The following is a 23,536-nucleotide window of genomic DNA, read 5'->3' on the forward strand; positions in this document are numbered from 1 at the left end:
CATGGACACGACGTGGCCCGCGCTCGGCTCGACGACGGTCCGTTGGCAGCCCGTCGAGGGCCTGCTCGACCTCTCGCGACGCGCCCAGCGGTCCACACCGGCCACGTTCGAGGCGGCCGTCGTGCCCCCGATCGCCGGGGCCGGGCTCGTGCTGCCCGGAGACCTCGCCGCCGACCTCGACGAGGCCACCCGGCTGCTCGCCACCTTCGACGCCGGGGGAGCGGGGGAGATCGCCCCGTTCGCCTCGGTGCTGCTGCGGTCCGAGAGCGCGGCCAGCTCGCAGATCGAGAACCTCACCTCGTCCGCACGGGCCCTCGCCGAGGCCGAGATCGGCGAGGGCAACCGTGCCAACGCCGCCGTCATCCTCGGCAACGTCCGCACCATGCAGGCCGCGCTCGACCTCGCCGGGCGACTCGACGAGGAGGCTGTGCTCGCGATGCACCGGGCTCTCATGGCGCAGCAGTCGCTGCACCCGGCCGGCCGCTGGCGTGAGCAGCAGGTCTGGGTGGGTGGGTCTCCCCTCCACCCGGGGGAGGCGCAGTACGTACCGCCCGTGGCCTCCGACGTGCCGGCCCTGATGGCCGACCTCGTGACCTTCATGGACCGTGACGACCTGCCGCCGCTCGCGCACGCCGCCCTCGCGCACGCCCAGTTCGAGACGATCCACCCGTTCACCGACGGCAACGGCCGCACGGGTCGGGCGCTGCTCCACTCGGTCCTGCTCCACACGGGGGCGATCCGACGGGTCACCGTCCCGATCTCGGCCGGCCTCCTCGCCATCCGCGACGACTACTTCGACGCACTCACGGCCTACCGTGGGGGAGAGGTGGAGCCCATCCTGCGATGCGTGGCCGAGGCCGCGCGCAACGGCACCCACATCGGCGAGGGACTCGTCGTGACACTCCGACAGGTGCGCGCCGACTGGGCGTCGAAGGTCACGGCGAGAGCCGGCTCCGCGGCCTGGTCGATGCTCGACCTGCTGCTGCGCCAGCCCGTCGTCACGGCGCGGGTCGTCGTGCGCGAGCTCGGGGTCTCGGCCCCCACGGCACAGGCCGCCCTGCAGCGGCTCGTCGACGACGGCATCCTGCTCGAGTCGACCGGGCACCGACGCAACCGTGTCTACCGCGCCCCGACGGTGCTCCGCGCGCTTGATGCGTACGCCGCGGGTCTAGGTGTACTGACCCGACAGGTTGGTTAAGCGGGTGATGGGTGGCTTGTTCCCGCAGGCGGTGTGGGGTCGGTGGTGGTTGTACTCGTGGAGCCATGCTGGCAGGGCCGCCCGTCGCTCGTCCTCTGAGGTGTAGCAGTGGGCGTATCCCCAGCCGTCGGCGAGGGTGCGGTGGAAGCGTTCGATCTTGCCGTTGGTCTGGGGCCGGTAGGGCCGGGTGCGTGAATGCTTGATGGCCAGTTCGGCGCAGGTGTCGCGCCACAGGTGGGAGCGGTAGGCGGAGCCGTTGTCGGACAGCACCCGCTCGGTCCTGATCCCGCGGAGGGCGAACCAGTTCACCGCGCGGCGTAGGACCGCGACAGCGGTGGTGGCGGTCTCGTCGTCGTGGACCTCGGCGTAGGCCACTCGGGAGTGGTCGTCGATGACGGTGTGCACGAATGCGTGGCCCATTTTCGGGTTGCGGTGGTCGTTCCTGGGTTTGCCCGGCGTTGCGGCGCGGTTGCGCTTTCCCTGGGTGCGCCCGACGTAACGCCAGCCGCCGCCGTCGGGGATGTTGCCCAGCTTCTTGACGTCCACGTGCAGCATCGCCCCCGGGTGCTCGTGCTCGTAGCGGCGCACCGGCTCACCGGTGGCCCGGTCGACATGCGAGAGCCGGTTCAGGCGGCAACGGGTCAACACGCGGTGTGCCGTCGAGGGCGCGACGCCGGTCAGGGCGGCGAGCTGGACCGGGCCCAGGCGTTTACGCAGCCGCAACGCCACGATCCGCTTGGTCGTCGCCGGGAGGGTCTTGGCCGGCATCGACCGGGGTCGGCTGGACCGGTCGGTCATCGTCTCCCCGGCGGCGTACCGCTCGGCCCAGCGTTTGACCGTGGGCCACGAGCACTGGAACCGGGCCGCAACCTCCGCGATCGGCACGTGCTGGTCGACGACGAGCTGGGCCACCCGGAGCCGGGCGCGTGGGGTGAGGGCAGCGTTAGCGTGGGACACGAGGGCCTCCTGTTTGGCGAAGTGAACCTTGAGCAGTTCCACTCCACCGCGGGAGGCCCTCCCACGTCAGCAGCTCAGAGCGATGAGTCGCATTCCCTCAACCAACGTGCCCGGTCAGTACATCTAGGCCGCCGCATGCGTTGATGAATTCCGTTGCAGCACAATGCAATTCGCCCATAATCGACATTATGCAAACCAGTCGTGAGGTGCGTCCCGGCGTCGAGCAGGTCGACGCCGGGACGCACTCGGCTCAGAAGGCCTTCGGGACGAGCGGGATCTTGACCGCCTCGACGCGCTTGACCTGTCCCACCGTGCCCGCGGTGGCCCCGTCCCTGACCGACAGCTGCCAGCCGACGTCCTGCACGTTCGCGCGGTACTCGACGTGACCGGCGAAGGGCAGGCGAGCCGTGGACATCCGCAGGGCCTCGAGAGGCAGGGTCAGCTGGGGGATGGTGGCAGCGAGGCGTCGATCCACGCACCATGCGGGTGACAGGTCCCGAGGACCGTGGGAGGGAGCGCGTGTCCGTGGCGCCAGCGCTGCAGGCCGAGCACGGTGTTCCCTTCCACGGGAAACTCGGGCCCGTCGAGGCCCGGGACGCACCCGCCCGGCTCGGCGGTGAGCCACGACAGGTGGGAGACGGTCCCGGCCAGCTCGTCGAGGACCGCGGCCAGGTCGCGACGACGCGGTGCGGGGAGGTAGGTCATCGCCCACGAGCTGAGGACCACGACGTGCGCGCCGTCGCCGGCGTCAGTGCGCGCGAGCGTCACCGCGTCGGTCAGTCGGTCGACCATGTCGCCACGGAGCACCGTGGGAGGGTCGGGGCGGAGCAGGTCGGCAGCCGCGCGGAAGCGCTCGATGCGGCCCGGGACCTCCGGCCAGAGGCACGCCTCGAGCCAGCGCACCTCGTCGACGGACGCGAGGTCGACGGGCTCGAGATCCACGCCGACGCGGCCACGCACGGCGGGCAGCGCAGCCCCGGCCGCCGTGAGCAGCGCCCCGACGCCGGAACGGTCCTCACCCGAGCACCGGACCGCAGAGGCGCCGTCGCCCAGGAGTGCCGACCCGGTGGGCGAGGACAGCTCGACGGCGTACTGGTCGACGCCGAGCAGCAGGCCGGCGCTCGCACCGAGCTCGACGATGGCGAGCGGGACGTCGCCGGAGTCAACTGTCGCCGCAGCGAGCCCTACGGCGACGTAGACGGCTCGGTTCACCTCGTTGGTCTGGGTGCCGTGCGTCGCAATGAGCCGGGTCAGCTCGTCGACGTGGTCGAGGACCGTCCGCCGCACGTCGGGCCACGGATCGCCCGTCGCAACGCTCGCCGCCCTGGTGACACTCGGATACCACCGGGCCGCAGGCAGATCCGGGTTGCACAGGACGAGGTGGTGCATGGCGGCGAGCCAGAGAACGGGCCGAGCCTGCCCGGGCCTGGCCGCGAGCAGCAACGACGCGGCCTCGTCGTCGTGGGCGACGTGTCGGCAGACGGTCGAGTAGAGCGGAAGAGCGGCATACTCCGTCGCGAACTCGGTGAAGCGCCGCTGGATCCTCGCCAGCCGAACGGGGTCCGGTGACGATCGCACCGGGTCAGGCACCGGTGGCACCGTCGACACGCTCACGCACGAGGTCGGCGTGGCCGTTGTGCCGGGCGTACTCACCCATGAGGTGGAGGTAGACGAAGCGCAGCGAGAAGGGGTCGCCCCCGGACTCGACGACGACCGACCGCTCGACCAGCTGCTCGCCCGTCAGGCCCGAGCACTTGGACAGCAGCGTCGAGCGGTGCCAGGCGAGCATCTCGGGCAACATCTGCGCCTCGGGCGCGACGAGGGAGCCACCCGGCCGCTCGACGTCCGGCGCCGTCCAGGGAGTCTCGGGTTCACCGGTCACGTCGACACGCCTCCTGACGCGGAATCGACTGACTGAGAACGTGATTCACGCTCGAGCAGGACGATGACCTCATGGTGCGACGTCTGGGGGAACATGTCGAAGAGACGCGCCTCGCGAGCCCGGTAGGACGGCATGCGAGCCAGGTCACGGGCCAGGCTGTCGACGTTGCAGCTCGAGTAGGTCACGTGCGTGGCGCCGGAGCCCTCGAGCCATCGGGTCAGGTCCGGGCCGATCCCGCGACGCGGCGGGTTGACGACGACCATCGTCCGGTCGGATCCCGGCAGGTCCCGGTCGAGCGCCTCGACGTCCGTGGCGTCGCCGGCACGGAACTCCAGCCGGCCGAGGTCAGGGTGTTCGGCGCGCAACCGGGACGCACTGGTCTCGGCACTGCGCACGGCCTCGGCCGAGACCTCGACGCCGATGACGTGGGAAGCGCCTGCTCGCGCGCAGTGCAGCGCGAATCCGCCCACGCCGCAGTAGAGGTCGAGGACCGTGGTGGGGTCGACGGTGCGCGTCCAGGCCTGCGCCTGGTGGTAGAGGCCGGCGGCGACCGTGGTGTTGGTCTGGAAGAAGCTGTTGGGGCGCAGGTGGAGGACCACGTCGCCGACGGGCATCGCGAGGTCATCGCTCTCGGTCAGGACGATCTCGGTGTCACCTTCGAGGACGGCCTTGTGCTCCGGCTGGAGGTTCACCGTGACGACCGACACCTCAGGCAGCCGGGTCCGGAGCGACGACAGACGAGACTCGAGCAGGGCCAGGTGACGGCGGGACCGCAGGACGAGCCGGAGCATGACGTCCCCGGTGGGGGAGAGGGTGAGGATGAGGTGCTTCAGCTCGCCGCGGCGGGCGGCCACGTCGTACGGCTCCAGGCCGATCTCGTCGACGGCGGACGCGAGCCGGGGGATGAGGCGCTGAAGCGGCGGCTCGTACAGACCGCAGCCACGCAGGTCGACGCCGTTCGCGTCGGCGTCGAGGATCCCGACGGTCACCGCGCCGGTGACGCCACCGACGACGAGCTTGGCCTTGTTGCGGAAGGCCGACTCGGCGCTGGGGAAGGGGTCGAGCCAGGCGACGTCCGGGGCCACGTCGGCGAGGGCGCGTCGGCAGCGCTCGTCCTTGTCGGCGAGCTGGACGGCATACGGCACACCCATGAGGGCACAGGAGCGGCAGCGGCCGGCGTCGAAGTAGTCGCACTGCATCACGAGCAAGGCTACGGCGCAGCAGCATGGTCCAGGACCACGGGTGGAGCGCGGTCTCCGGGGAGGGCCTTCTCCAGCCAAAGTGACATAATGTCGATTATCGGCGTTATGGGAGAAGCAGCGAGAACGCTTCGCCTTGGACCGGCACACCAAAAAGGAAGGAGCGTCGCGCGCTTCCTTCCACTTCCAACGTATAGCGCACCCGGGGTCTTGCGGCAAGACCCCCGTCGTCACCGAGAATCACTGGCCGACACCAGAAACCTCGGGACGGAGCCCACTGCGTGAACCCGCTGACGACCAGCGCCTTCGACCTTCGCGACCACCTGGCACCCAAGGCCGACCCGGCCCTCATCGCCCACGACGACCTCCACTTCGCCGCGATCGCCGAGACCCTCGACGCGACGGTCGCCGAGCTGTCCGACCGTCTCGACGCAGCCCGTCGGGCACCGGCACGCACCGGCCAGGCCGCGCTCGACCGTGACCAGGAGGTCCACCGCCTCACGGCCCGCCTGCGGACGCTGCGCCGCTACGGCATCGACCTCTGCCTCGGTCACATCGTCCCCGAGAACGATTCTCACCCTGTGTACATCGGCCGTCTCGGGCTCTCCGACACCGCCGGACGCCGGCTGCTCCTGGACTGGCGCTCCCCTGCAGCCGAACCGTTCTTCGGCGCCACCCACGGCAACCCCATGGGTCTCGCGAGCCGCCGCCGCTACCGCTGGACCCGGGGACGCGTCAGCGACTACTGGGACGAGGTGTTCACCACCGATGGTCTGCACGGACGCGTGGCCCTCGACGACGAGTCCGCCTTCATCGCCTCGCTCGGCGCGAGCCGCTCGCCGCGCATGCGGGACGTCCTGAGCACCATCGCGGCCGACCAGGACGCCATCATCCGCGCGGGCTCCCGAGGCGCGCACGTCGTCGACGGAGGCCCGGGCACGGGCAAGACGGTCGTCGCGCTCCACCGGACGGCATACCTGCTCTACTCCGACCCGCGCCTCGGCCACCGCCGGGGCGGCGTGCTCTTCGTCGGCCCGCACGAGCCCTACCTCGCCTACGTCTCCGACGTGCTGCCCAGTCTCGGCGAGGAAGGTGTGCAGACGTGCACGCTGCGCGACCTCGTTCCCGAGGGTGACGCGGCGGCCCCCGAGACCGACCCGGAGGTGGCCCGGCTCAAGGCGTCCATGGACCTCGTCCGGGCCATCGAGCCGGCCGTGGCGCTCTACGAGGAGCCGCCGACCCGCGGCATGGAGGTCGTGACGCCGTGGGCGGACGTGTGGCTCTCCCCTGCCGACTGGGCCGAGGCCTGCACCGCCGCTCTCGGCACGCCGCACAACGAGGCCCGCGACGACGTGTGGGAGGCGTTGCTGACGATCCTCGTCGAGCGGCATGACCTCGAGGACCGGATCGACGACGACGGCGCCGACGTCGAGCTCGAGGCCACCCCCGCCATGGTGCGGCGCTCGCTCGAGCAGAACCGGGAGCTGCGCACGCTGTTCGACCGGACGTGGCCGCTCCTCGATGCCGCGGACCTCGTCGGCGACCTCTGGACCGTCCCCGCCTACCTGCGTCGGTGCGCCCCCACCCTGACGGTCGAGCAGGTGCGCCGGCTGCAGCGCGCCGAGCCGGACGCGTGGACGGTGTCGGACCTCCCCCTGCTCGACGCGGCCCGGATGCGGCTCGGCGACCCGGAGGTCTCGAGACGCCGACGACAGCGTGAGGCGGCCCTCGCGGCGGTGCGCGCCGAACGCGCCACGGTCGTCGAGCACCTCATCGCCTCGGACGACTCCGACATGCACGTCATGTCGATGCTGCGAGGTGACGACCTCCGCAGCGCCCTCGACGACAACGACGGGACGACCGTCGACCCCGACCTGCTGGCCGGCCCGTTCGCCCACGTCGTCGTGGACGAGGCCCAGGAGCTGACCGACGCGGAATGGCAGATGCTCCTGTCCCGCTGCCCGTCGCGGAGTCTCACCATCGTCGGCGACCGCGCCCAGGCCCGGCACGGGTTCACGGAGACGTGGCAGGAGCGACTGAGTCGCGTGGGTCTCGACCGGGTCACGCTGTCGTCACTCACCATCAACTACCGCACTCCGGAAGAGGTCATGCTCGAGGCCGAGCCCGTCATCCGTGCCGCGCTCCCGGACGCGAACGTGCCCACCTCGATCCGCGAGAGCGGCCTGCCCGTTCAGCACGGCCTGGCCGCCGACCTCGAGGCGGTGCTCGGGACGTGGCTCGACGCGCACCCCGACGGAACGGCTTGCGTCATCGGCGCCCCCGGCCTCGAGGAGCAGCCTCGGGTCCGGTCGCTCAGCCCGACGCTGTCCAAGGGGCTCGAGTTCGACCTCGTCGTACTGGTCGATCCGGACGCCTTCGGTGACGGCATCGAAGGTGCCGTCGACCGCTACGTCGCCATGACACGCGCCACCCAGCAGCTCGTCGTCCTCACTCAGGGGTGACCTCGCCCGGGTCGGCCCGGCCGCCCGGCTCGAGCACGGCGAGCCACGCGCGCAGCAGCTCCTCCAACCCGGCGCGCTGCCGAGGTTCGAGACCGGCCAGCAGGGACTCGTCGCCGGCCATGACGTCCGCGAAGATGCCGTCGAGCCGGGCGAGTCCCTCCGGGGTGAGCTGCACGTGCACGGTGCGCCGGTCCGGCTCCTCCCGGACGCGCTCGACGAAGCCGAGCACCTCCATGGCCTGGACGCGCTGCGTCGTCGCGCCGGCCGTGACGCGGCAGCGCCGGGACAGCTCGCCCGCGGTGAGCCGGAACGGCGCGCCGCTGCGTCTCAACGTCGCGAGGACGTCGAGGTGGCTCTGCTCGAGGCCGTGGGTGGCCAGCACGTGGGCCCGGTGGTCCATGACGATCGCGGCGAGCCGCACGACCGGCGTGATGATCCCGATCGACGACACGTCCACGTCGGGCCTCTCCCGCTGCCAGGCCTGGATGATCCGCCCCACCTGGTCACCCGACGCGCTTCCCATCCCAATACTTTAGGGCTAAACGAGAGGCCCCGCTCCGATCGACGGTGGGACGATTCCGTGAGGGAAAGGAAGCCGCATGGACCTCTCCACGTTCTATGCCGTCGTCTCGGCCACGTGCTTCACGCTCGTCGGGCTCTGGTGGTCCGCCCTGGACCGCCGGCGTGAGCTGCTCGCCGGGGAGGAGACCCGTCGGCTCGTGGGCGGCGTCTACCTCACCTTCCTGCTCCCCGGCCTCATGGGCCTCTTCGCTCAAGTCGCACCCACCCAGCCCTGGCTCTGGCGCTCGACCTTCGGGCTCGTCGCCCTCGTCGGTGCCTGGTCGACCCTGCGGCTCGTCCGCGCCGACCGCGGCCCCCTCGGGTCGGACGGCTCGGGACTCCGGGGCCCCTTCCGGCGGCACCGCTGGCTGGTCGCAGTGCTCTACGCCGTCATCGTCCTGGTCGCCGCTGCGCCCGAGCTGGGCGGCGCCGTCGGTCTCAGTGGGCTGCAGACGGCCGCCCTCGCCGTCGTCTGCCTCGTCGTGCTCGCCCACGGTCTGGCGTGGGAGCTGCTGACGACGACACCCGACGTCCAGCAGCACCCCCTCCCCTCCCCTGCCACGGACTGAGCAGGGGAGGCGGAAGAGCGGGGGGCTCAGGTGGTCGCCTAGGCCGTGTCGTCGATGACGAAGGACGTCTGGGCCAGCGGGTGACGACCTCCTGACGCCCGCGAGGTCGACCGCCGAGAGGGCGTATGCCGTCCGCTGACCCCGGGCGCCCGACGCTGCGGCGTGTTTCGGCCTCTCCCCCTGCCCGCGTGCCGCCCCGTGTGGGACAGTCCTCGCATGTCCAACGCCGTCGTCAACGCCGCGCGACCGGAGACTCGGGAGCAGCGGGTCTGGTACTGGTACGACTGGGCCAACTCGGCCTACGTCACGACCACTGCGACGGTGCTCATGAGCCCGTACCTCACGTCCGTGGCGGAGCAGGCGGCCTGCCCCGGGCTGCCGGACGGCCAGGACTGCACGACCAACCTCTCGGTGCTCGGCATCCCGGTGGCGCCGGGCTCGCTGTGGTTCTTCACCGTGACCTTCACGACGATCCTGTCGGCGATCGTCCTCATCTTCATCGGCGCCATCGCCGACCGCAGTCCCCGACCGACTCGGCTCTTCGCCGGCTTCGCGTGGGCGGGCGCCCTGGCGGCGAGCCTCATGTTCTTCGTCGCCGGCACGAACTGGCAGCTGGGCGCCGTCCTCGTCGTCGTGGCCGGCATCTGCCTCGGGTCCTCGCTCGTGATCTACGACTCGATCCTGTGCCGCATCGCCAACGAGAACGAGCGCGACCGGGTCTCCTCGAAGGGCTGGGCGTTCGGCTACCTCGGCGGCGGCATCCTGCTCGCGCTCAACTTCGCCCTCGACTTCTTCCACGAGGACCTCGGGCTCGACCGAGCCCTGTCCACACGCATCAGCATCCTGTCCGCGGGTCTCTGGTGGGCCGGCTTCACGATCATCCCGTACCTCGGACTGCGCCACCTGACCGGCACGGTCGAGACCCCCGTCGAGCGTTCGGCCGGCATCGTCCGCGGCAGCATCGCGCAGCTGCGCAGCACCTTCCGCGACCTCGCCAACTACCCGCAGACGAAGCTGTTCCTCGTCGCCTACCTCTTCTTCAACGACGGCATCCAGACGGTCATCGGCAGCTCGAGCGTCTACGGGTCCAAGGAGCTCGGCTTCTCCGAGACGACCGTGCTCGGCGTGTTCCTCTTCGTGCAGTTCGTCGCGTTCCTCGGTGCGCGGCTCTTCGGCCGGGTGGCCGCCTCGATCGGGGCCTGGCGCACGATCCTCTACGGCATCGGCCTCTGGACGGTCGTCGTCGTCTTCGCCTTCCTCCTGCCGTCGAAGTCGCTCGTCATCTTCCTCGCGCTCGCCCTGCTCATCGGCCTCGTGCTCGGCGGCACGCAGGCCCTGTCGCGGTCGCTCTACAGCCAGCTCATCCCCCGCGGCCGCGAGGCGGAGTACTTCAGCCTCTACCAGGCCATGGAGCGCGGCACGAGCTGGTTCGGGACGCTCATCTTCGGCCTCGTCTACCAGTTCACCCTCAGCTACCGCTGGGCGATCATCGCGCTCATCGTCTTCTTCGCGATCGGCGGCGTGCTCCTGTCGAAGGTGCGGATGCGCGAAGGCATCGTGCAGGCCGGCAACCCGGTTCCCGCCGTCATCTGAGAAACGCCTACAATTCGCCGCCCGCCGGGGAACAAGTCAACCGTTCCGCTCGTTCAAGCGTCTGTGAGGGTAAGACACCAGCGAGGTGTCACAAGGGCATACGTCTTGGAGGGGTCCACATGGCCGATCGAGCACTACGCGGTTCCAACCTCGGCGCGAGGAGCATGGAGTCCGACGAGAACGTCGTCCCGAGTGAGCGTCAGCTCACCGTCTACGTCTGCGCCGACGGTCACCGCACCGAGCTCCCGTTCTCGATCGAGGCCGACGTGCCTCCCACGTGGGAGTGCCGCTGCGGACTCGACGCGAAGCTGCAGGGCGGCGGACCCGAGCCGGAGGCCAAGCCGGTCAAGCACCAGCGCACGCACTGGGACATGCTCCTCGAGCGTCGTTCCATCCCCGAGCTGGAGGAGCTCCTCGAGGAGCGCCTGACGCTCCTGCGTGAGTCGCGTGGCGAGAAGCCGCGACGCCGCAAGACCGCCTGACCTCCCCAGAGCGCACCACCGAGGAGCCCGCCCCGTTCGTGGAGGCGGGCTTCTCGCATGCCGCAGGCTCTGAGCCCGGCCACCACGATCGTGGAGGCGGGCTTTTCGCATGCCCGCAGGCTCTGAGCCCGGCTTCTCGCGTGCCGCAGGCCGTATGCCGTCGTCCCCGGTTCGAGATCGTGCCAGCGAGGTGCGTGGCGGGATCACCTCGAACCCGGCGACGCAGAGGGACGAGCGCGCGGGGCTCAGTCCTCGTCGTCGATGATCTCGCCCTCGACGACCTCGTCGCTCGTCGACGAGCGCTGCGGGCCATGGGGTGTCTGCTCCTGCTCCCAGGCGGGCGTCGCGGGCTGTCCGGACACCGTGGGCCCGGCGAACCGCTCGGTCTGGGCGAGCAGGCGGCGTGAGATGACCGCAGCGAGCATGCTGCGCGCGACCGGCCGCGTGAACGGGAGCACGAGGACGAGGCCGAGCACGTCGGTGACGAAACCCGGCAGGACGAGCAGGCTGCCGCCGACGAGCACGACGACGCCGTCGGCGATCTCGCGGGCCGGCATCCGGCCACTGCGCACAGCCTGCTCGAGCGCGCGCCAGGCCCGGCCGCCCTCGCGACGGATCAGCCACGCCCCGAGGAGCGAGGTCGCGACGAGCAGCAGGAACGTCGGCCAGCCGCCGATGGCCTGGCCGACGGCGACGATGACGACGATCTCGATGACCGGCAGGAGCAGCAGCGCGACGACCGCCAGACGTGTCAGGCGCACCCGCCTGACCCGTGACGGTCCGCGAGACGAGCCAGTAGGGCCGGTGGGGCCGCTCACGACCGGTCCCCGACCGGCTCGCGCCCACGCACCCGACCGGCGACGGAGCGCAGCTGGCCCACGCGGTGCTCGATGCCCCACCTCGTGACGCTGGTCAGCGCCTCGCGCACGATGTCCTGGCCCATCTTCGACACGCCGACCTCGCGCTCGACGAACGTGATCGGCACCTCGACGACGGTGAGCCCGGCGCGCACGGCACGCAGCGTCAGGTCGATCTGGAAGCAGTAGCCCTGCGACTCGACGCCCTGAAGCCCCATGGCCCGCAGCGCACTCGCGCGGTAGACGCGGTAGCCCGCCGTCGCGTCGTTGACCGTCATCCCGAGCAGCACCTTGGTGTACAGGTTCGCACCGACCGAGAGCACCTTGCGGCGAGCCGGCCAGTTGCGCACCTCTCCGCCCTTGACCCAGCGGGCACCGATGACGAGGTCTGCCTCGCCGAGCGCGGCCAGCAGCGACGGCAGCTGCTCGGGGAGGTGCGAGCCGTCGGCGTCCATCTCGACGGCGGCGTCGTAGCCGCGCTCGAGGACGATGGCGAAGCCGGCGAGGTAGGCCTTGCCGAGGCCCTCCTTGGCGGCGCGGTGCACGACGTGGACCTGCGGGTCCGCGGACGCGAGGTCGTCGGCGACCTGTCCGGTGCCGTCGGGAGATCCGTCGTCGAGCACGAAGACGTCGGCGGCGGGCACGTTCGCGCGCACCCGCGCGACGATGCCGGGCAGGTTGTCCCGCTCGTTGTACGTCGGGATGAGCACGGCCACTCGGGTCACCGGCTCACGCTGCGTCGTCGTCATCCTCTTCCTTCGTTGTCTCCGGCGCTGCCGGGCGGCCGCTGCGAAGACCCAGGGCGAGCATCGTCAGCAGTGCGGCGGCGGCGACCCACTCGGGGGCCTCCCCCACCCGGGTCGCCAGCGTCGTGGCGTCCCGCAAGGGTAGTGCTCCTCTGACCACCGCCTGTGTGAACAACGACGTCACCTGGTGGGCGGTTCCGTCGGGCGTGATCAGGGCGCTCTGGCCGACCGTCGACACGTGCACGACGGAGCGGCCGAACTCCATGGCTCGCAGTCGGCTGATGGCGAGCTGCTGGGGCGACTCGGCGGTGTAGCCGAAGGTCGCGTTGTTCGTCTGGACCACGAGGACGTTGGCGCCGGTCTGCACGGCGTCGCGCATGATGTCGTCGTAGGCCACCTCGAAGCAGATGGCGAGGCCGGCCCGGATCTGCCGGCCCGAGGCCGTCGTGACGTGGAAGACGCCGGGCGCGGGGCCCTGGACGAAGTCGCGCGTGACGAGGTCGACCTCCGTGCTGAAGTTCCGCCAGAAGGACCGGTTCGGGATGTACTCGGCGAACGGCACCGGGTGGCGCTTGACGTAGCGGTCGGTGTTGCCCTTGCCGGGCTCGAAGAGCAGGGCCACGTTGGAGACGAACCCGACGGGCTCCTCGAGCAGGCCCCCGACGATGAGGGGTCGCTTCAGCGCGTCGACGGTCTCCAGGATGAGGTCCTTGGCGTCGGCGTTGCGCAGGGGGTCGATGTCCGAGGCGTTCTCGGGCCAGACGACGAGGTCCGGGGCCGGGGCGCGCCCGGCGTCGACGTCGTCCTGGGCCTTGAGCGTCGCCGCGACGTGGTTGTCGAGGACCTGGCGGCGCTCGGCGTTGAAGTCGAGACCGGGCCGCGCCACGTTGCCCTGGACGCCGAGGAACTGGGCGGTCGGGCCGTCGGTCGGTAACGGGACCGCCAGCCCCACGAGGCCGAGCGCGAGCGCTCCCACGGCGGGCAGCACGAGGCGACGGGACGGCATACGCGATCGCGGCGTGGTGGTGGCGCCGCTCCCCCGGCGCTCGGCAGCGGCTGACAGCGCGTGCTGGGCGGCGAGCGCGAGGAGGCCACCGCTGAGCGCGATGACGAAACCGACGAACGGCGCGCCCCCGAGTGCCACGAGCCGGCCGAACGGCGAGTCGGCCTGTCCGAAGGCCAGCTTGAGCCAGGGAAAGCCACCGTAGGGGGCGCGGGCCCGGAAGCCCTCGGCCACGACCCACACGAGCGCGAACGCCAACGGGCGGACGCTCCCCCGGCGGCTCAGCCAGCCGTAGAGCCCGCCCGCCACGCCGACGAAGAGGGCCTGCAGCGTCGCGAGGGCGAGCCACGGCAGCGCGCCGACGTAGATGCCCGACCAGCTGAGCGTCGGCACGAAGAAGACGAGCCCTCCGGCGAGACCGAGCAGGAAGCCTCGACGGCCCCCGGAGCCGGCCCAGGCCCACGCCCACAACGCGAGGGCCACCGGTGCGGTCACCCAGACGTCGAAGGTCGGGAACGCGAGGCAGAGCAGTCCGCCGCCGAGCAGGGACACGAGGAGACGCCGCACGGGGTTCACCGTATGCCGTGCGGCCGGGACGTCAGCGCTCAGGGCACGACGACGACGCCACGAGCGGTCGTGGCGACGATCGGCGGGTCGAGCATCTCGGCCGCCGACTCCCCGCGCTCCTGGTTGCCGCGCCCGACGACGCGCACCTCGAAGTCCATCTCCCGGGAGCGGGTGCCGACGCGGACGATCTCGGCCGAGATCTCGATGACGTCGCCGGCCGTGATCCGCGAACGGAACTGGACGTCGCTGTAGGAGGCGAAGAGGCCCTCGTCACCGTCGGTGACGATGCACATCTCGGTGGCCACGTCGCCGAAGGCGGCCATCGAGTAGGCGCCGTCGACGAGGTTGCCGGCGTAGTGGGCGTGACCGTAGGGCACGTAACGGCGGTGCGTGATGCGCAGCCCGACCTTGGCCTTGGTCAGCGTGGCCGGCGTGGTCGTCGCAGTGGCCGGCGTCGTGGGCGCGGTGGCCGAGAGGGGCTCGGGCGCCGTGGGGTCGGTGGTGGTCTCGCTCATGGCTTCTTCCCCTTCCGGAGGCTGATCTCGTGGACCAGGTAGCTGGCGACCTCGCCCGGGGTCGTGCCCCGGCCGAAGATCCGGTCGACGCCCAGGGCCTTCTCGGAGCCGTCCTCGAAGCGCGGGCCGCCGGCGATGAGGATCGGCACCTGCCCCGCCGGGTAGGCCTCGCGGAAGGCCGCGGACATCTGGGTCGTGTTGTGGATGTGGGCGTCCTTCTGGGTGACGACCTGGCTGACGAGGACGGCGTCGGCCTTCTCGGCGCGGGCCCGGGCCACGAGCTCGGGCACGAGCACCTGGGCGCCGAGGTTGACGACCTTGATCTCGCGGTAGTACTCGAGGCCCTTCTCGCCCGCGAAGCCCTTGATGTTGAGGATCGCGTCGATGCCGACGGTGTGGGCGTCGGTGCCGATGCAGGCACCGACGACGACGAGCTTGCGGCGCAGCTGCTTCTTGATCGTCAGGTTGGCGTCCTTGGCGGACAGCAGGGGGTACTCGCGCTCGACGACGTGGACGTCGTCGAGGTTGACGAGGTGCGTCGAGCTGCCGTAGACGACGAAGAAGGTGAAGTCGGGACCCATCGCCTTCGCGTGCACGAGCAGGGCCGGGTCGAGGCCCATCTTCCGGGCGAGCTGGAGCGCGGCGCCCTCGGCCTTCTTGTCGTGCGGCAGCGGCAGGGTGAACGACATCTGCACCATGCCGTCGCCGGTCGTGTCGCCGTAGGGCCGGATGATGTTTCCCTGCGCGGCCGCGGACGCGGCTGCCTGCTCGGGCTGCTGCTTCGCGGCGCTCATCGGCCGGTCTCCTTCGCCGGCGGGGTCCACGCGTCGAGGGCGGTGGTCGCCGGGTTGTCGTAGTCGTCGGCGCGCTCGCTGACCCCGTCGAGCCCCTTGCCCCCCGTCGCCGGTCGCTTCATGAGTCCGAAGGTGCCGTCGGCGATGGCCGCGAGGAGCGGCGCGTCGCCGGCGGCGTCGGTGTCGCTGACGATGCGGTCGAGCAGGTCGACGGCCTCGGAGAGCACCTGGCGCGCGCGGGTCTGGATGTAGCCGTCGCGCGGCGGGTGGAAGTCCTCGGTCAGTCCGCTCGCGGCGTTCATGACGTAGCGGACGTTCTGCAGCGCGAGGTCGCGGTCGGAGAGGAACGGCGTCACGACGGCCTCGGTCATCATGCCGACGAGCAGGATGCCCTGACCGGTCATGGCGCCGACGAGGTTGAAGAAGCCGTCGAGCAGGTAGCCGCGGAAGACGTCGCCCGTCATGTGCTTCGTCGGCGGCATCCACTTCAGCGGTGCGTCGGGGAAGAGCTGTCGGGCGAGCATCGCGTGGGCGAGCTCCATCCGGAAGCTGTCGGGGATCTCGGGGTTGATCTCGAAGGCGTGGCCCAGGCCCAGCTGCCAGTCCTCGAGGCCGGCCTCCTTGGCGAAGCGCTCGTTGAGCAGCTGGCTCACCGTGACCGTGTGGGCGGCCTCGACCGCGTCGGCGGTCGTGAGGTAGTTGTCCTCACCGGTGTTGATGATGATCCCGGCACGGGCGTGGACCTGACGCGAGAAGCGCTGGTCGACGAAGGTGCGGATCGGGTTGATGTCGCGGAAGAGGATGCCGTACATCGAGTCGTTGAGCATCATGTCGAGACGTTCCATGCCGGCGAGGGCCGCGATCTCGGGCATGCACAGGCCCGAGGCGTAGTTCGTCAGCCGGACGTAGCGACCGAGCTCCTTGCTCACGTCGTCGAGCGCAGCACGCATGAGGCGGAAGTTCTCCTGCGTCGCGTACGTCCCGGCGAAACCTTCGCGCGTAGCACCCTCGGGCACGTAGTCGAGCAGCGACTGACCCGTGGAGCGGATGACGGCGATGATGTCGGCGCCCTCACGCGCGGCCGCCTGGGCCTGCGGGATGTCCTCGTAGATGTCGCCGGTCGCGACGATGAGGTAGATCCACGGCTTGGTCTTCGGGTCACCGTGACGCGTGATGAGACGGTCGCGCGTGGCGCGCGAGCGGTCGATGGTGCGCAGACCTGCACCGACCCCCTTCGCGGCGGCGCGGCGGGCCGCCGTGGCCTCGCGCCCGGAGGGCAGGCGGAAGGAGACGTTGCCGCTCGCCGCCTTCTGGGCGAGCGTGGTCAGGTCGGGCGCCTCGCCGCGGAGCAGGGCGTCGTAGACCGGCGTCGTGACGCCGTGCTCGAGGCCGACCTCGTCGCGGACCGCCGTCACGAGGTGGTTGACCCACGGCACGCGCTCGTGGTCCGCGCCGGCCAGACCGGCCAGGCGCAGGGTCGCGCGCTCCACCGACACCGTGGTGTGGCTGCGCGCGATCTTCACGACGGGAGCGGCGGCCTTGCGGGCGAGCGAGCGGGCCCGACGCACGACGGCCGGGTCGAGCTCGAGCATGGCGTTGGGGCGGGTCATGCGTCAGATCCTGCCTTCTCGGTGGCGAGGCGGTCCTCGAAGAGCGCCCGCACGGCCGGGACGTCCCGGAGGAGGCGCAGCGCCGTCTCGGCGTGGCCGGGGACATAGCCGTTGCCGACGAGCATCCGCACGTCGGCGGCGAGGCCCTCGGCCCCGAGGGCGGCCGCGGCGAAGTTCGTGGCCATGCTGAAGAAGATGATGGTGCCGCCCTGCGCGGTCGCGAGGATCGCGGGCTGCTCGCAGCCGGGCACGTCGACGCAGACCACGGTGACGTCGGCCGGTCCCCCGGCGGACTCGACGGCTGCCGCCAGGCCGAGAGGCGACCGCGCGTCGGCGAGGACGACGGCGTCGGCGAGGCCGCTCCCCTCGAGAACCGTGCGCTCGCGCTCGACCGGGACGACGCCGATGGTCCGGGCGGCGCCGGCGGCGCGAGCGGCCGCCAGCGACAGCGAGCCGGACTTGCCGGCCCCGCCGAGGACGGCCACCGTCGGCGCGACGCCGCGGGCGGCATACTCCCCCACGACGCGCTCGACGAGCGCCGGCGCGCCGCACACGTCCATGACCATGAGCGCCAGGTGCGGGTCGAGGTCGGTGGGGAGGGTGGCAGCGATGCTGCGGCCGAAGAGGATCGCGTGGCCTTCGGCAGGCACCTGCTCGGAGAGGCCGTCCCAGCGGGCCAGGCCGTCGGTGATGGCGAGCGGGGTCAGGGACAGCGACACGAGGGTGGCGACGCGGTCGCCGACCGCGAGACCGAGCGTGCTGTCCGGTCCGACCTCCTCGACCGTGCCGATGAGCATCCCGCCCGAGCCGGTCACGGGGTTCTGCATCTTGCCGCGCGTCGCGACGATGTCGAGGACCTCGGCGCGCACGGCTCCCCCGTCGACGGTGCCGTCGGTGCCGTGCTTCTCGGCGAGCTGCCGGTAGGACGCCGCATCGAGGTTGAGCGTCTCGACCGCGATGCGGACCTCGTCGGGCCACAGCTGCGGGCTGGCGTCGAGTCGGCGGGCCGCCTGCGGGAGGGTGATGGCGTCGCCGGTGGGCTCGAGCACACGGTGCAGGCCGACGGGCGACGACACGCGGGCGGCGTCCGTGCGATCCGGGGTGGCCGACGTCGGGTCTGACACGTTCACAAATCCTTCTGTATGTACGGACGGAAACCGAAGATCTTGCGTCAGCATAGGGGCACGTCGGCGGTATCTTCACAATTTCGTGAGCCGGACGTGTTTGAGCGAGACGGCCCCTGACGTTACTGTTCTCGGCATGAGCAAGGTTGAGCAGCCCTACGCGTACCGCCGACGAGAGCTCGTCGAGCCCGACTGGACGCGTTTCCCGGGCTGGGCGAGCATTACCCAGGCCGACTGGGACAGCGCACAGTGGCAGCGGGTCAACTGTGTCAGGAACATCAAGCAGTTGCGAGCCCTCATGGGTGACCTGCTCGACGACCGCTTCTACGACGACCTCGCCGCGGACCAGAGCGAGCGGGCGACGATGTCGATGCTCGTCCCGCCGCAGATGCTCAACACGATGGTCCCGTCGACGGACTCGCCGATGCCGTCGGCCGGGCACGACTTCACCGAGGCCTTCTACGCCGACCCGATCCGCAACTACATGCTGCCGGTCTTCTCCGACCGCCGCACCGACTGGCCGTCGCACCCGCACGCGTCGCGCGACTCGCTGCACGAGCACGACATGTGGGTCGCCGAGGGGCTGACGCACCGCTACCCCACCAAGGTTCTCGCCGAGCTGCTGCCCACGTGCCCGCAGTACTGCGGCCACTGCACCCGCATGGACCTCGTCGGCAACTCGACACCACAGGTCGCCAAGCTGAAGTTCGACCTCAAGCCGGTCGACCGCTACGCCGCGATGCTCGACTACCTCCGCACGTCGCCCGTCGTGCGTGACGTCGTCGTCTCCGGTGGCGACGTCGCCAACATGCCGTGGAAGAACCTCGAGGCGTTCATCGACCAGCTCCTCGACATCGAGAACATCCGCGACATCCGACTCGCGACGAAGGCCCTCATGGGTCTGCCGCAGCACTGGTTCGCCGAGGACGTCGTCGAGGGCGTGGCCCGCGTCTCGGCCAAGGCCCGCTCGCGCGGCGTCTCGCTCGCGATCCACACGCACGTCAACAACGCCCAGTCGCTGACCCCGTCCGTCGCCCGCGCCTCGAAGGCCATGCTCGACGCCGGCGTCCGCGACGTGCGCAACCAGGGTGTGCTGATGCGCGGCGTCAACGACACGACCGAGCAGCTGCTCGACCTGTGCTTCGGCCTCGCCGACGGCGCCCAGATCACGCCGTACTACTTCTACATGTGCGACATGATCCCCTTCGCCGAGCACTGGCGGCTCTCGCTCGCCGAGGCCCAGCACCTCCAGCACTCGATGATGGGCTACCTCCCCGGCTTCTCGACCCCGCGCATCGTCTGTGACGTGCCCTTCGTCGGCAAGCGCTGGGTGCACCAGGTCGAGGAGTACGACACCGAGCGCGGCATCTCCTACTGGCGCAAGAACTACCGCACGTCGATCGAGGGCGACGACACCGAGGCGATGTCGCGCGAGTACGTCTACTACGACCCGATCTACACGCTGCCCGAGGCCGGCCAGCAGTGGTGGCACCAGTCGGTCGACCACGAGTCGGTTCTCGCCGAGGCGACCGAACAGGCTGCGACGAGCCGCGCCGCCGCAGAGTCGCAGCTGCTCGTCTGACACCGCGCACGAGCACGTATGCCGTGTGGCTCGGGACCGTCGCGGTCCCGGGCCACACGTCGTCCCGGGCCCGGGTCCGGACGTAGAACTGCGTTGTCAGCCTGACCCATCGCCACCTAGCGTGGCTCCCGTCCACGTGCATCGACCGAGCGGAGACGAGCGCCCGATGACCAGCAACCTCATCGAGCTCTGCATCGACGCGGACGACCCGGTGCGCCTCGCGGCCTTCTGGGCAGGGCTAGTGGGCCGGGAGACCGATGCCCACGACGTCGTGCTCGCGGGTGAGGAACCGGAAATCACGATCCGGTTCCTGTCGGGGCGTGAGCGCAGGACCGGGCCCAACCAGATCCATCTGCACCTGACCAGCACCACGCCCGAGCAGCAGCAGTCGACGGTCGACCGGGCCCTGCGGCTCGGGGCCCGACACCTCGACGTCGGCCAGACACCGGAGGAAGGGCACATCGTGCTCGCTGACCCGGAGGGCAACGAGCTCTGCGTCATCGAGGCGGGCAACACCTTCCTCGCCGACACCGCGTTCCTCGGGGAGCTCGCCTGCGACGGGACCCGCGAGGTCGGCCTCTTCTGGAGCCTGGCCCTGGACTGGCCGCTCGTCTGGGACCACGACGCGGAGACGGCCATCCAGTCGCCCCGCGGCGGCGCGAAGATCGCCTGGGGAGGGCCGCCCGTGCGTCCGAGGTCGGGGCGCAACGTCATGCACCTCCATGTGAGCCCGACGACACGCGACGACCTCGACGCCGAGGTCGAGCGCCTCCTCTCGCTCGGGGCCACGCGGCTCGACGCCGGCCACGGGGACGCCTGCGGGGTCCCCCTCGCCGACCCCGACGGCAACGAGTTCTGTGTCATGGAGCCCCGCGAGGGCACCCGTAGACTGCGCCGGTGACTTCCCGCTCCCCCGGCACCCGCGTCCGCATGCCTCGCGCCGAGCGGGAGGCGCAGATGCTGGCGGTGGCCGAGCAGGTCTTCTCGGCCCGCGGCATCCAGGCCGCCACGATGGACGAGATCGCCGAGCTCGTCGGCGTCACCAAGCCCCTCATCTACGACTACTTCGGGTCGAAGGAGGGCCTGTTGGCGGCGACGATCGAGCGGGCCCGCGGGCAGCTGCTCGCTGCCCTCATCGACTCGTGGGTGGCCCAGCCGGCCGCACCGGCCCGCGACCGGGTGCGCGGTGTCGTGCACGCGTTCTTCTCCTTCATCGACGAGCACGACCAGGCGTTCGCGCTGCTGCGCACCGAGGGAGCCCTCATCGGCGAGGCCTCGGCGTCCGTCGAACGCATCCGCCAGCAGACCGCCAAGGCGTTCGCCGAGGGCCTGCGGACGCTGCCGGCGTTCGAGGCCCTCGAGTCGCGCCGGGTCACCGTCATGGCCGAGATCCTCATCGGCGGGTGCGAGCGCCTCGCGGTCTGGCGCAGCACCCACCCGGGCACGACGGCCGACGAGGCCACCGACCTCGTCGTCACGACGATCTGGGACGGGCTCGCGTCCGTCGGCGACGCCTGATGGCCAAGCAGCGCGCAGCCGACGGTCCCTCGACCCCGGCCACCGTCGCCCTCGACCGCGCAGGCGTCCCGTACACCCGCCACCCCTACGAGCACGACCCCGCGGCGGCGAGCTACGGCCTCGAGGCGGCGGCCGCGCTCGGCGTCGAGCCCTCTCGCGTCTTCAAGACCCTGCTCGTCGACACCGGCGCGACGCTGGCGGTGGGCATCGTGCCGGTGGACGGCCAGCTCGACCTCAAGGCCGTGGCCGCGGCCATCGGCGTCAAGAGCGTGACGATGGCCGATGCCGCAGCGGCCGAGCGCAGCACCGGCTACGTCGTCGGCGGCATCTCCCCCGTCGGGCAGAGGCGCGCGCTGCCCACGGTCCTCGACGAGACGGCATACGGCTTCGGGACGGTCTACGTCTCCGGCGGCCGACGCGGCTTCGACATCGGCCTGGCGCCCGAGGACCTTGCGTCGGTCACCCGAGCCCGTCGTGCCCGTATCGGTCGCGCATGACGCTGACCCACGTGGCGTCCCGCGACGCGCCGGCGCGAGCGCGCGTGCCGCAGCTGCAGCTCGTCCTCGTCCTCGCGGCGCTGACGATGGTCGGGCCGTTCACGATCGACGCGATCTTCCCGGCGTTCGAGGTGATGACCCACGACCTCGGCGTCGACAAGGTCGCGATGCAGCAGACCGTCAGCGTCTACCTCGTCGCCTTCGCGGTCGCGAGCCTCTTCCACGGGTCACTGTCCGATGCCCTCGGTCGTCGTCCCGTCATCCTCGCGGGCTGCGCGCTGTATGCCGTCACCAGCGCCTTGTGCGCGCTGGCACCGAGCATGCCGCTCCTGCTGGGCGCCCGCGGCGCCCAGGGCCTCGTCGCCGGCGCCGGGATGATCGTCGGGCGCACGGTGGTGCGCGACCTCTTCGACGGCGCGCACGCCCAGCGGTTCATGAGCCACATCTCGATGATCTTCGCCATCGCCCCGGCGCTCGCGCCGATCGTCGGCGGCGCCATCCTCGGCTGGGGGTCGTGGCGCACGATCTTCTGGGTGCTCGCGGCCTACGGAGTGCTCCTCGTCGTGGTGACGCTGACGTCGCTGCCCGAGACGCACCCGGCCGCTGAGCGGGTCCCGTTCCGGCCGCGGCCGTTGCTCACGTCGTTCACGTCCGCCGCGGGCGACGGCGCGGTGCTGCGCCTCAGCGCCGCCATCGCCCTCAACTTCGGCGCCCTCTTCCTCTACATCTCCTCGGCGCCCGCGATCGTCGTCGACCACCTGGGGCTCGGCGAGCGCGACTTCGGCGTGCTCTTCGTCCCGCTCGTCGTCACCATGATGATCGGCTCGTTCCTCACGGGGCGCCTGGCCGGTCGCGTGCGACAGGGGGCCTTCGTCCTCGCCGGCTTCCTCGTTGCCCTCGCCGGCGGCGTGTTCGCGGTCGCCTACCAGGCGCTCGTCGACGTGCCCACGCTGCCGTGGACCGTCGTTCCCGTGGCCGCCGCCTCGCTCGGCGTGTCCCTCGTCTTCCCCATCCTCACGATCGCGCTGCTCGACCTGCGGCCGCGGGAGCGTGGCGCCGTCTCCTCGTTCCAGTCCTTCCTCAGCACGTGCGTCAACGCGCTCGTGGCCGGGGCGGTCTCACCGCTCGTGAGCGGCTCGCTGACGACCCTCGCCGTCGTGGCGGGGTCGATGACGCTCTCCGCGCTCCTGCTCTGGGCCTGGCACCGACGGCGTATGCGTGCCCGAGCCGGCGCTGCCCACGCACCGGTCGACGTCGTGGTGCCGTCACCCGCTCCCGAGCCGATCGAGCAGCTCTGAGGGGTCCCGGCCGACTCGTCGGGCGAGGGCCGGCGCTCGTCGAGGCAGTCGTCAGGGGGTCTCGCGCGGCATGGCCGACGCGCTGCGGGCCTCCCAGGGCGTCGACAGCACGACGGTGGTGCGCGTCGCGACGTTGGCCGCCGAGCGGATGCGCGCGAGGAGGTCCTCGAGGTTGCCCGGCGTGGCGACCCGCACCTTGAGGATGTAGCTCTCGATGCCGGCGACCGAGTGGCAGTCCTCGATCTCGGTGATGTGCCGCAGCCGCTCGGGCACGTCGTCAGGCGCGCTCGGGTCGAAGGGCGTGACCGAGATCAACGCCGTGAGCGGCAGTCCGAGCGACTCCGGCGACACCTGAGCCGTGTAGCCCGTCACGACGCCACGCTCCTCGAGCCGCCGGACGCGCTGGTGCACCGCGGACGTCGACAGGCCAGTGGCCTTGCCGAGGTCCGTGTAGCTCATCCGTCCGTCCGCGAGCAGCAGGCCGACGAGGCGACGGTCGAGATCTTCCATGGCCGAAGGGTA

General features: G+C 71.2%; 24 protein-coding genes. 10 read left to right on the forward strand and 14 right to left on the reverse strand.

Going from position 1 to position 23,536, the window contains the following annotated elements; translation table 11 throughout:
• The first annotated feature begins 1 nt into the window (after window position 1).
• The gene (locus ASE25_RS11895; RefSeq protein WP_056825548.1) at window positions 2–1,198 is read left to right on the forward strand and encodes a Fic family protein; all 1,197 of its coding nucleotides are present in this window, start codon (window positions 2–4) and stop codon (window positions 1,196–1,198) included.
• On the opposite strand, the gene ASE25_RS11900 is transcribed toward ASE25_RS11895, so the two are convergent.
• The 5 genes from ASE25_RS11900 to ASE25_RS11915 all read right to left on the reverse strand — a co-directional run bounded on the left by ASE25_RS11900 (window position 1,169) and on the right by ASE25_RS11915 (window position 5,236).
• A complete protein-coding gene (locus ASE25_RS11900; protein WP_056772792.1) occupies window positions 1,169–2,155 on the reverse strand; it encodes an IS481 family transposase in 987 nt (328 codons plus the stop codon). The two genes, ASE25_RS11895 and ASE25_RS11900, sit on opposite strands and share 30 nt — an antisense overlap.
• Before the next feature lie 250 nt (window positions 2,156–2,405).
• Complete coding sequence (locus tag ASE25_RS22410; protein WP_235508647.1) at window positions 2,406–2,630, reverse strand: hypothetical protein; 225 nt, start codon at window positions 2,628–2,630, stop codon at window positions 2,406–2,408.
• Entirely contained in the window at window positions 2,594–3,745 is a 1,152-nt protein-coding gene (locus ASE25_RS11905; RefSeq protein WP_056825551.1) for a DUF2332 domain-containing protein, read from the reverse strand. The genes ASE25_RS22410 and ASE25_RS11905 overlap by 37 nt, the downstream gene beginning before the upstream one ends.
• Window positions 3,738–4,037 (reverse strand): DUF664 domain-containing protein, encoded by a 300-nt coding sequence (locus ASE25_RS11910; protein ID WP_056825553.1) that lies wholly within the window; start codon window positions 4,035–4,037, stop codon window positions 3,738–3,740. The genes ASE25_RS11905 and ASE25_RS11910 overlap by 8 nt, the downstream gene beginning before the upstream one ends.
• Entirely contained in the window at window positions 4,034–5,236 is a 1,203-nt protein-coding gene (locus ASE25_RS11915; protein ID WP_056825780.1) for a methyltransferase domain-containing protein, read from the reverse strand. Before ASE25_RS11915 ends, ASE25_RS11910 begins: the two co-directional genes overlap by 4 nt.
• A gap of 281 nt (window positions 5,237–5,517) precedes the next feature.
• On the opposite strand from ASE25_RS11915, the gene helR reads away from it, so the two are divergent.
• Window positions 5,518–7,698: an RNA polymerase recycling motor ATPase HelR gene (helR, locus tag ASE25_RS11920; protein WP_056825554.1), complete on the forward strand. Its 2,181-nt coding sequence runs from the start codon at window positions 5,518–5,520 to the stop codon at window positions 7,696–7,698.
• Here helR and ASE25_RS11925 read toward each other — a convergent pair.
• Complete coding sequence (locus ASE25_RS11925; protein ID WP_056777090.1) at window positions 7,685–8,221, reverse strand: MarR family winged helix-turn-helix transcriptional regulator; 537 nt, start codon at window positions 8,219–8,221, stop codon at window positions 7,685–7,687. The two genes, helR and ASE25_RS11925, sit on opposite strands and share 14 nt — an antisense overlap.
• A 76-nt stretch (window positions 8,222–8,297) precedes the next feature.
• On the opposite strand from ASE25_RS11925, the gene ASE25_RS11930 reads away from it, so the two are divergent.
• The 3 genes from ASE25_RS11930 (at window position 8,298) to ASE25_RS11940 (ending at window position 10,903) form a co-directional block, all read left to right on the forward strand.
• Complete coding sequence (locus ASE25_RS11930) at window positions 8,298–8,828, forward strand: hypothetical protein (protein ID WP_056777087.1); 531 nt, start codon at window positions 8,298–8,300, stop codon at window positions 8,826–8,828.
• 216 nt (window positions 8,829–9,044) lie between these two features.
• Window positions 9,045–10,421 carry an MFS transporter gene (locus ASE25_RS11935; protein ID WP_056825556.1) on the forward strand — a complete coding sequence of 459 codons (1,377 nt, stop codon included), beginning with the start codon at window positions 9,045–9,047 and terminating at the stop codon, window positions 10,419–10,421.
• Between the two features lie 119 nt (window positions 10,422–10,540).
• The gene (locus ASE25_RS11940; RefSeq protein ID WP_028785601.1) at window positions 10,541–10,903 is read left to right on the forward strand and encodes an RNA polymerase-binding protein RbpA; all 363 of its coding nucleotides are present in this window, start codon (window positions 10,541–10,543) and stop codon (window positions 10,901–10,903) included.
• A 245-nt stretch (window positions 10,904–11,148) separates the two neighbouring features.
• Here the strand turns inward: ASE25_RS11940 and ASE25_RS11945 are convergent, their stop codons facing one another.
• Genes ASE25_RS11945 through ASE25_RS11975 form a run of 7 tightly spaced genes read right to left on the reverse strand, consistent with a single transcriptional unit; the run spans window position 11,149 to window position 18,119 of the window.
• A complete protein-coding gene (locus ASE25_RS11945; RefSeq protein ID WP_056777081.1) occupies window positions 11,149–11,664 on the reverse strand; it encodes an FxsA family protein in 516 nt (171 codons plus the stop codon).
• A 53-nt stretch (window positions 11,665–11,717) separates the two neighbouring features.
• The gene (locus ASE25_RS11950; protein WP_056825558.1) at window positions 11,718–12,509 is read right to left on the reverse strand and encodes a polyprenol monophosphomannose synthase; all 792 of its coding nucleotides are present in this window, start codon (window positions 12,507–12,509) and stop codon (window positions 11,718–11,720) included.
• Complete coding sequence (lnt, locus tag ASE25_RS11955) at window positions 12,490–14,076, reverse strand: apolipoprotein N-acyltransferase (RefSeq protein WP_235508648.1); 1,587 nt, start codon at window positions 14,074–14,076, stop codon at window positions 12,490–12,492. Before lnt ends, ASE25_RS11950 begins: the two co-directional genes overlap by 20 nt.
• A 38-nt stretch (window positions 14,077–14,114) precedes the next feature.
• Window positions 14,115–14,591 carry a hotdog domain-containing protein gene (locus ASE25_RS11960; protein WP_235508649.1) on the reverse strand — a complete coding sequence of 159 codons (477 nt, stop codon included), beginning with the start codon at window positions 14,589–14,591 and terminating at the stop codon, window positions 14,115–14,117.
• Complete coding sequence (locus ASE25_RS11965) at window positions 14,588–15,385, reverse strand: OAM dimerization domain-containing protein (protein ID WP_056825782.1); 798 nt, start codon at window positions 15,383–15,385, stop codon at window positions 14,588–14,590. The genes ASE25_RS11960 and ASE25_RS11965 overlap by 4 nt, the downstream gene beginning before the upstream one ends.
• Window positions 15,382–16,995 carry a lysine 5,6-aminomutase subunit alpha gene (locus tag ASE25_RS11970; RefSeq protein ID WP_056825563.1) on the reverse strand — a complete coding sequence of 538 codons (1,614 nt, stop codon included), beginning with the start codon at window positions 16,993–16,995 and terminating at the stop codon, window positions 15,382–15,384. Before ASE25_RS11970 ends, ASE25_RS11965 begins: the two co-directional genes overlap by 4 nt.
• Window positions 16,992–18,119 carry an L-erythro-3,5-diaminohexanoate dehydrogenase gene (locus tag ASE25_RS11975; RefSeq protein ID WP_235508650.1) on the reverse strand — a complete coding sequence of 376 codons (1,128 nt, stop codon included), beginning with the start codon at window positions 18,117–18,119 and terminating at the stop codon, window positions 16,992–16,994. Before ASE25_RS11975 ends, ASE25_RS11970 begins: the two co-directional genes overlap by 4 nt.
• Before the next feature lie 136 nt (window positions 18,120–18,255).
• Here ASE25_RS11975 and ASE25_RS11980 point away from each other — a divergent pair, with 136 nt between their 5' ends.
• The 5 genes from ASE25_RS11980 to ASE25_RS12000 all read left to right on the forward strand — a co-directional run bounded on the left by ASE25_RS11980 (window position 18,256) and on the right by ASE25_RS12000 (window position 23,014).
• Window positions 18,256–19,701 carry a KamA family radical SAM protein gene (locus ASE25_RS11980; RefSeq protein ID WP_056825564.1) on the forward strand — a complete coding sequence of 482 codons (1,446 nt, stop codon included), beginning with the start codon at window positions 18,256–18,258 and terminating at the stop codon, window positions 19,699–19,701.
• 166 nt (window positions 19,702–19,867) lie between these two features.
• Entirely contained in the window at window positions 19,868–20,602 is a 735-nt protein-coding gene (locus tag ASE25_RS11985) for a VOC family protein (protein ID WP_056825566.1), read from the forward strand.
• Window positions 20,599–21,219, forward strand: coding sequence for a TetR/AcrR family transcriptional regulator (locus tag ASE25_RS11990; protein ID WP_056777064.1), 621 nt, complete (start codon window positions 20,599–20,601; stop codon window positions 21,217–21,219). The genes ASE25_RS11985 and ASE25_RS11990 overlap by 4 nt, the downstream gene beginning before the upstream one ends.
• Window positions 21,219–21,716, forward strand: a complete 498-nt coding sequence (ybaK, locus tag ASE25_RS11995) for a Cys-tRNA(Pro) deacylase (protein ID WP_056825568.1) — start codon at window positions 21,219–21,221, stop codon at window positions 21,714–21,716. The genes ASE25_RS11990 and ybaK overlap by 1 nt, the downstream gene beginning before the upstream one ends.
• The gene (locus ASE25_RS12000; protein WP_056825571.1) at window positions 21,713–23,014 is read left to right on the forward strand and encodes a multidrug effflux MFS transporter; all 1,302 of its coding nucleotides are present in this window, start codon (window positions 21,713–21,715) and stop codon (window positions 23,012–23,014) included. Before ybaK ends, ASE25_RS12000 begins: the two co-directional genes overlap by 4 nt.
• A 51-nt stretch (window positions 23,015–23,065) precedes the next feature.
• Here the strand turns inward: ASE25_RS12000 and ASE25_RS12005 are convergent, their stop codons facing one another.
• On the reverse strand, window positions 23,066–23,524 hold the full coding sequence (locus ASE25_RS12005) for an Lrp/AsnC family transcriptional regulator (protein WP_056777054.1): 459 nt from the start codon (window positions 23,522–23,524) through the stop codon (window positions 23,066–23,068).
• Between the last annotated feature and the right edge of the window lie 12 nt (window positions 23,525–23,536).

Source organism: Terrabacter sp. Root85 (assembly GCF_001429185.1).
Taxonomy (GTDB): domain Bacteria; phylum Actinomycetota; class Actinomycetes; order Actinomycetales; family Dermatophilaceae; genus Terrabacter.

What these genes read in the sequence shown, in the direction of transcription:
- ASE25_RS11895 (WP_056825548.1), top strand. Translation starts at nt 2, where the DNA reads ATGGACACGACGTGGCCCGCGCTCGGCTCGACGACGGTCCGTTGGCAG.
- ASE25_RS11915 (WP_056825780.1), bottom strand. Translation starts at nt 5,236, where the DNA reads ATGCAGTGCGACTACTTCGACGCCGGCCGCTGCCGCTCCTGTGCCCTC.
- ASE25_RS11925 (WP_056777090.1), bottom strand. Translation starts at nt 8,221, where the DNA reads ATGGGAAGCGCGTCGGGTGACCAGGTGGGGCGGATCATCCAGGCCTGG.
- ASE25_RS11930 (WP_056777087.1), top strand. Translation starts at nt 8,298, where the DNA reads ATGGACCTCTCCACGTTCTATGCCGTCGTCTCGGCCACGTGCTTCACG.
- ASE25_RS11935 (WP_056825556.1), top strand. Translation starts at nt 9,045, where the DNA reads ATGTCCAACGCCGTCGTCAACGCCGCGCGACCGGAGACTCGGGAGCAG.
- ASE25_RS11940 (WP_028785601.1), top strand. Translation starts at nt 10,541, where the DNA reads ATGGCCGATCGAGCACTACGCGGTTCCAACCTCGGCGCGAGGAGCATG.
- ASE25_RS11950 (WP_056825558.1), bottom strand. Translation starts at nt 12,509, where the DNA reads ATGACGACGACGCAGCGTGAGCCGGTGACCCGAGTGGCCGTGCTCATC.
- ASE25_RS11960 (WP_235508649.1), bottom strand. Translation starts at nt 14,591, where the DNA reads ATGAGCGAGACCACCACCGACCCCACGGCGCCCGAGCCCCTCTCGGCC.
- ASE25_RS11965 (WP_056825782.1), bottom strand. Translation starts at nt 15,385, where the DNA reads ATGAGCGCCGCGAAGCAGCAGCCCGAGCAGGCAGCCGCGTCCGCGGCC.
- ASE25_RS11970 (WP_056825563.1), bottom strand. Translation starts at nt 16,995, where the DNA reads ATGACCCGCCCCAACGCCATGCTCGAGCTCGACCCGGCCGTCGTGCGT.
- ASE25_RS11980 (WP_056825564.1), top strand. Translation starts at nt 18,256, where the DNA reads ATGAGCAAGGTTGAGCAGCCCTACGCGTACCGCCGACGAGAGCTCGTC.
- ASE25_RS11985 (WP_056825566.1), top strand. Translation starts at nt 19,868, where the DNA reads ATGACCAGCAACCTCATCGAGCTCTGCATCGACGCGGACGACCCGGTG.
- ybaK (WP_056825568.1), top strand. Translation starts at nt 21,219, where the DNA reads ATGGCCAAGCAGCGCGCAGCCGACGGTCCCTCGACCCCGGCCACCGTC.
- ASE25_RS12000 (WP_056825571.1), top strand. Translation starts at nt 21,713, where the DNA reads ATGACGCTGACCCACGTGGCGTCCCGCGACGCGCCGGCGCGAGCGCGC.
- ASE25_RS12005 (WP_056777054.1), bottom strand. Translation starts at nt 23,524, where the DNA reads ATGGAAGATCTCGACCGTCGCCTCGTCGGCCTGCTGCTCGCGGACGGA.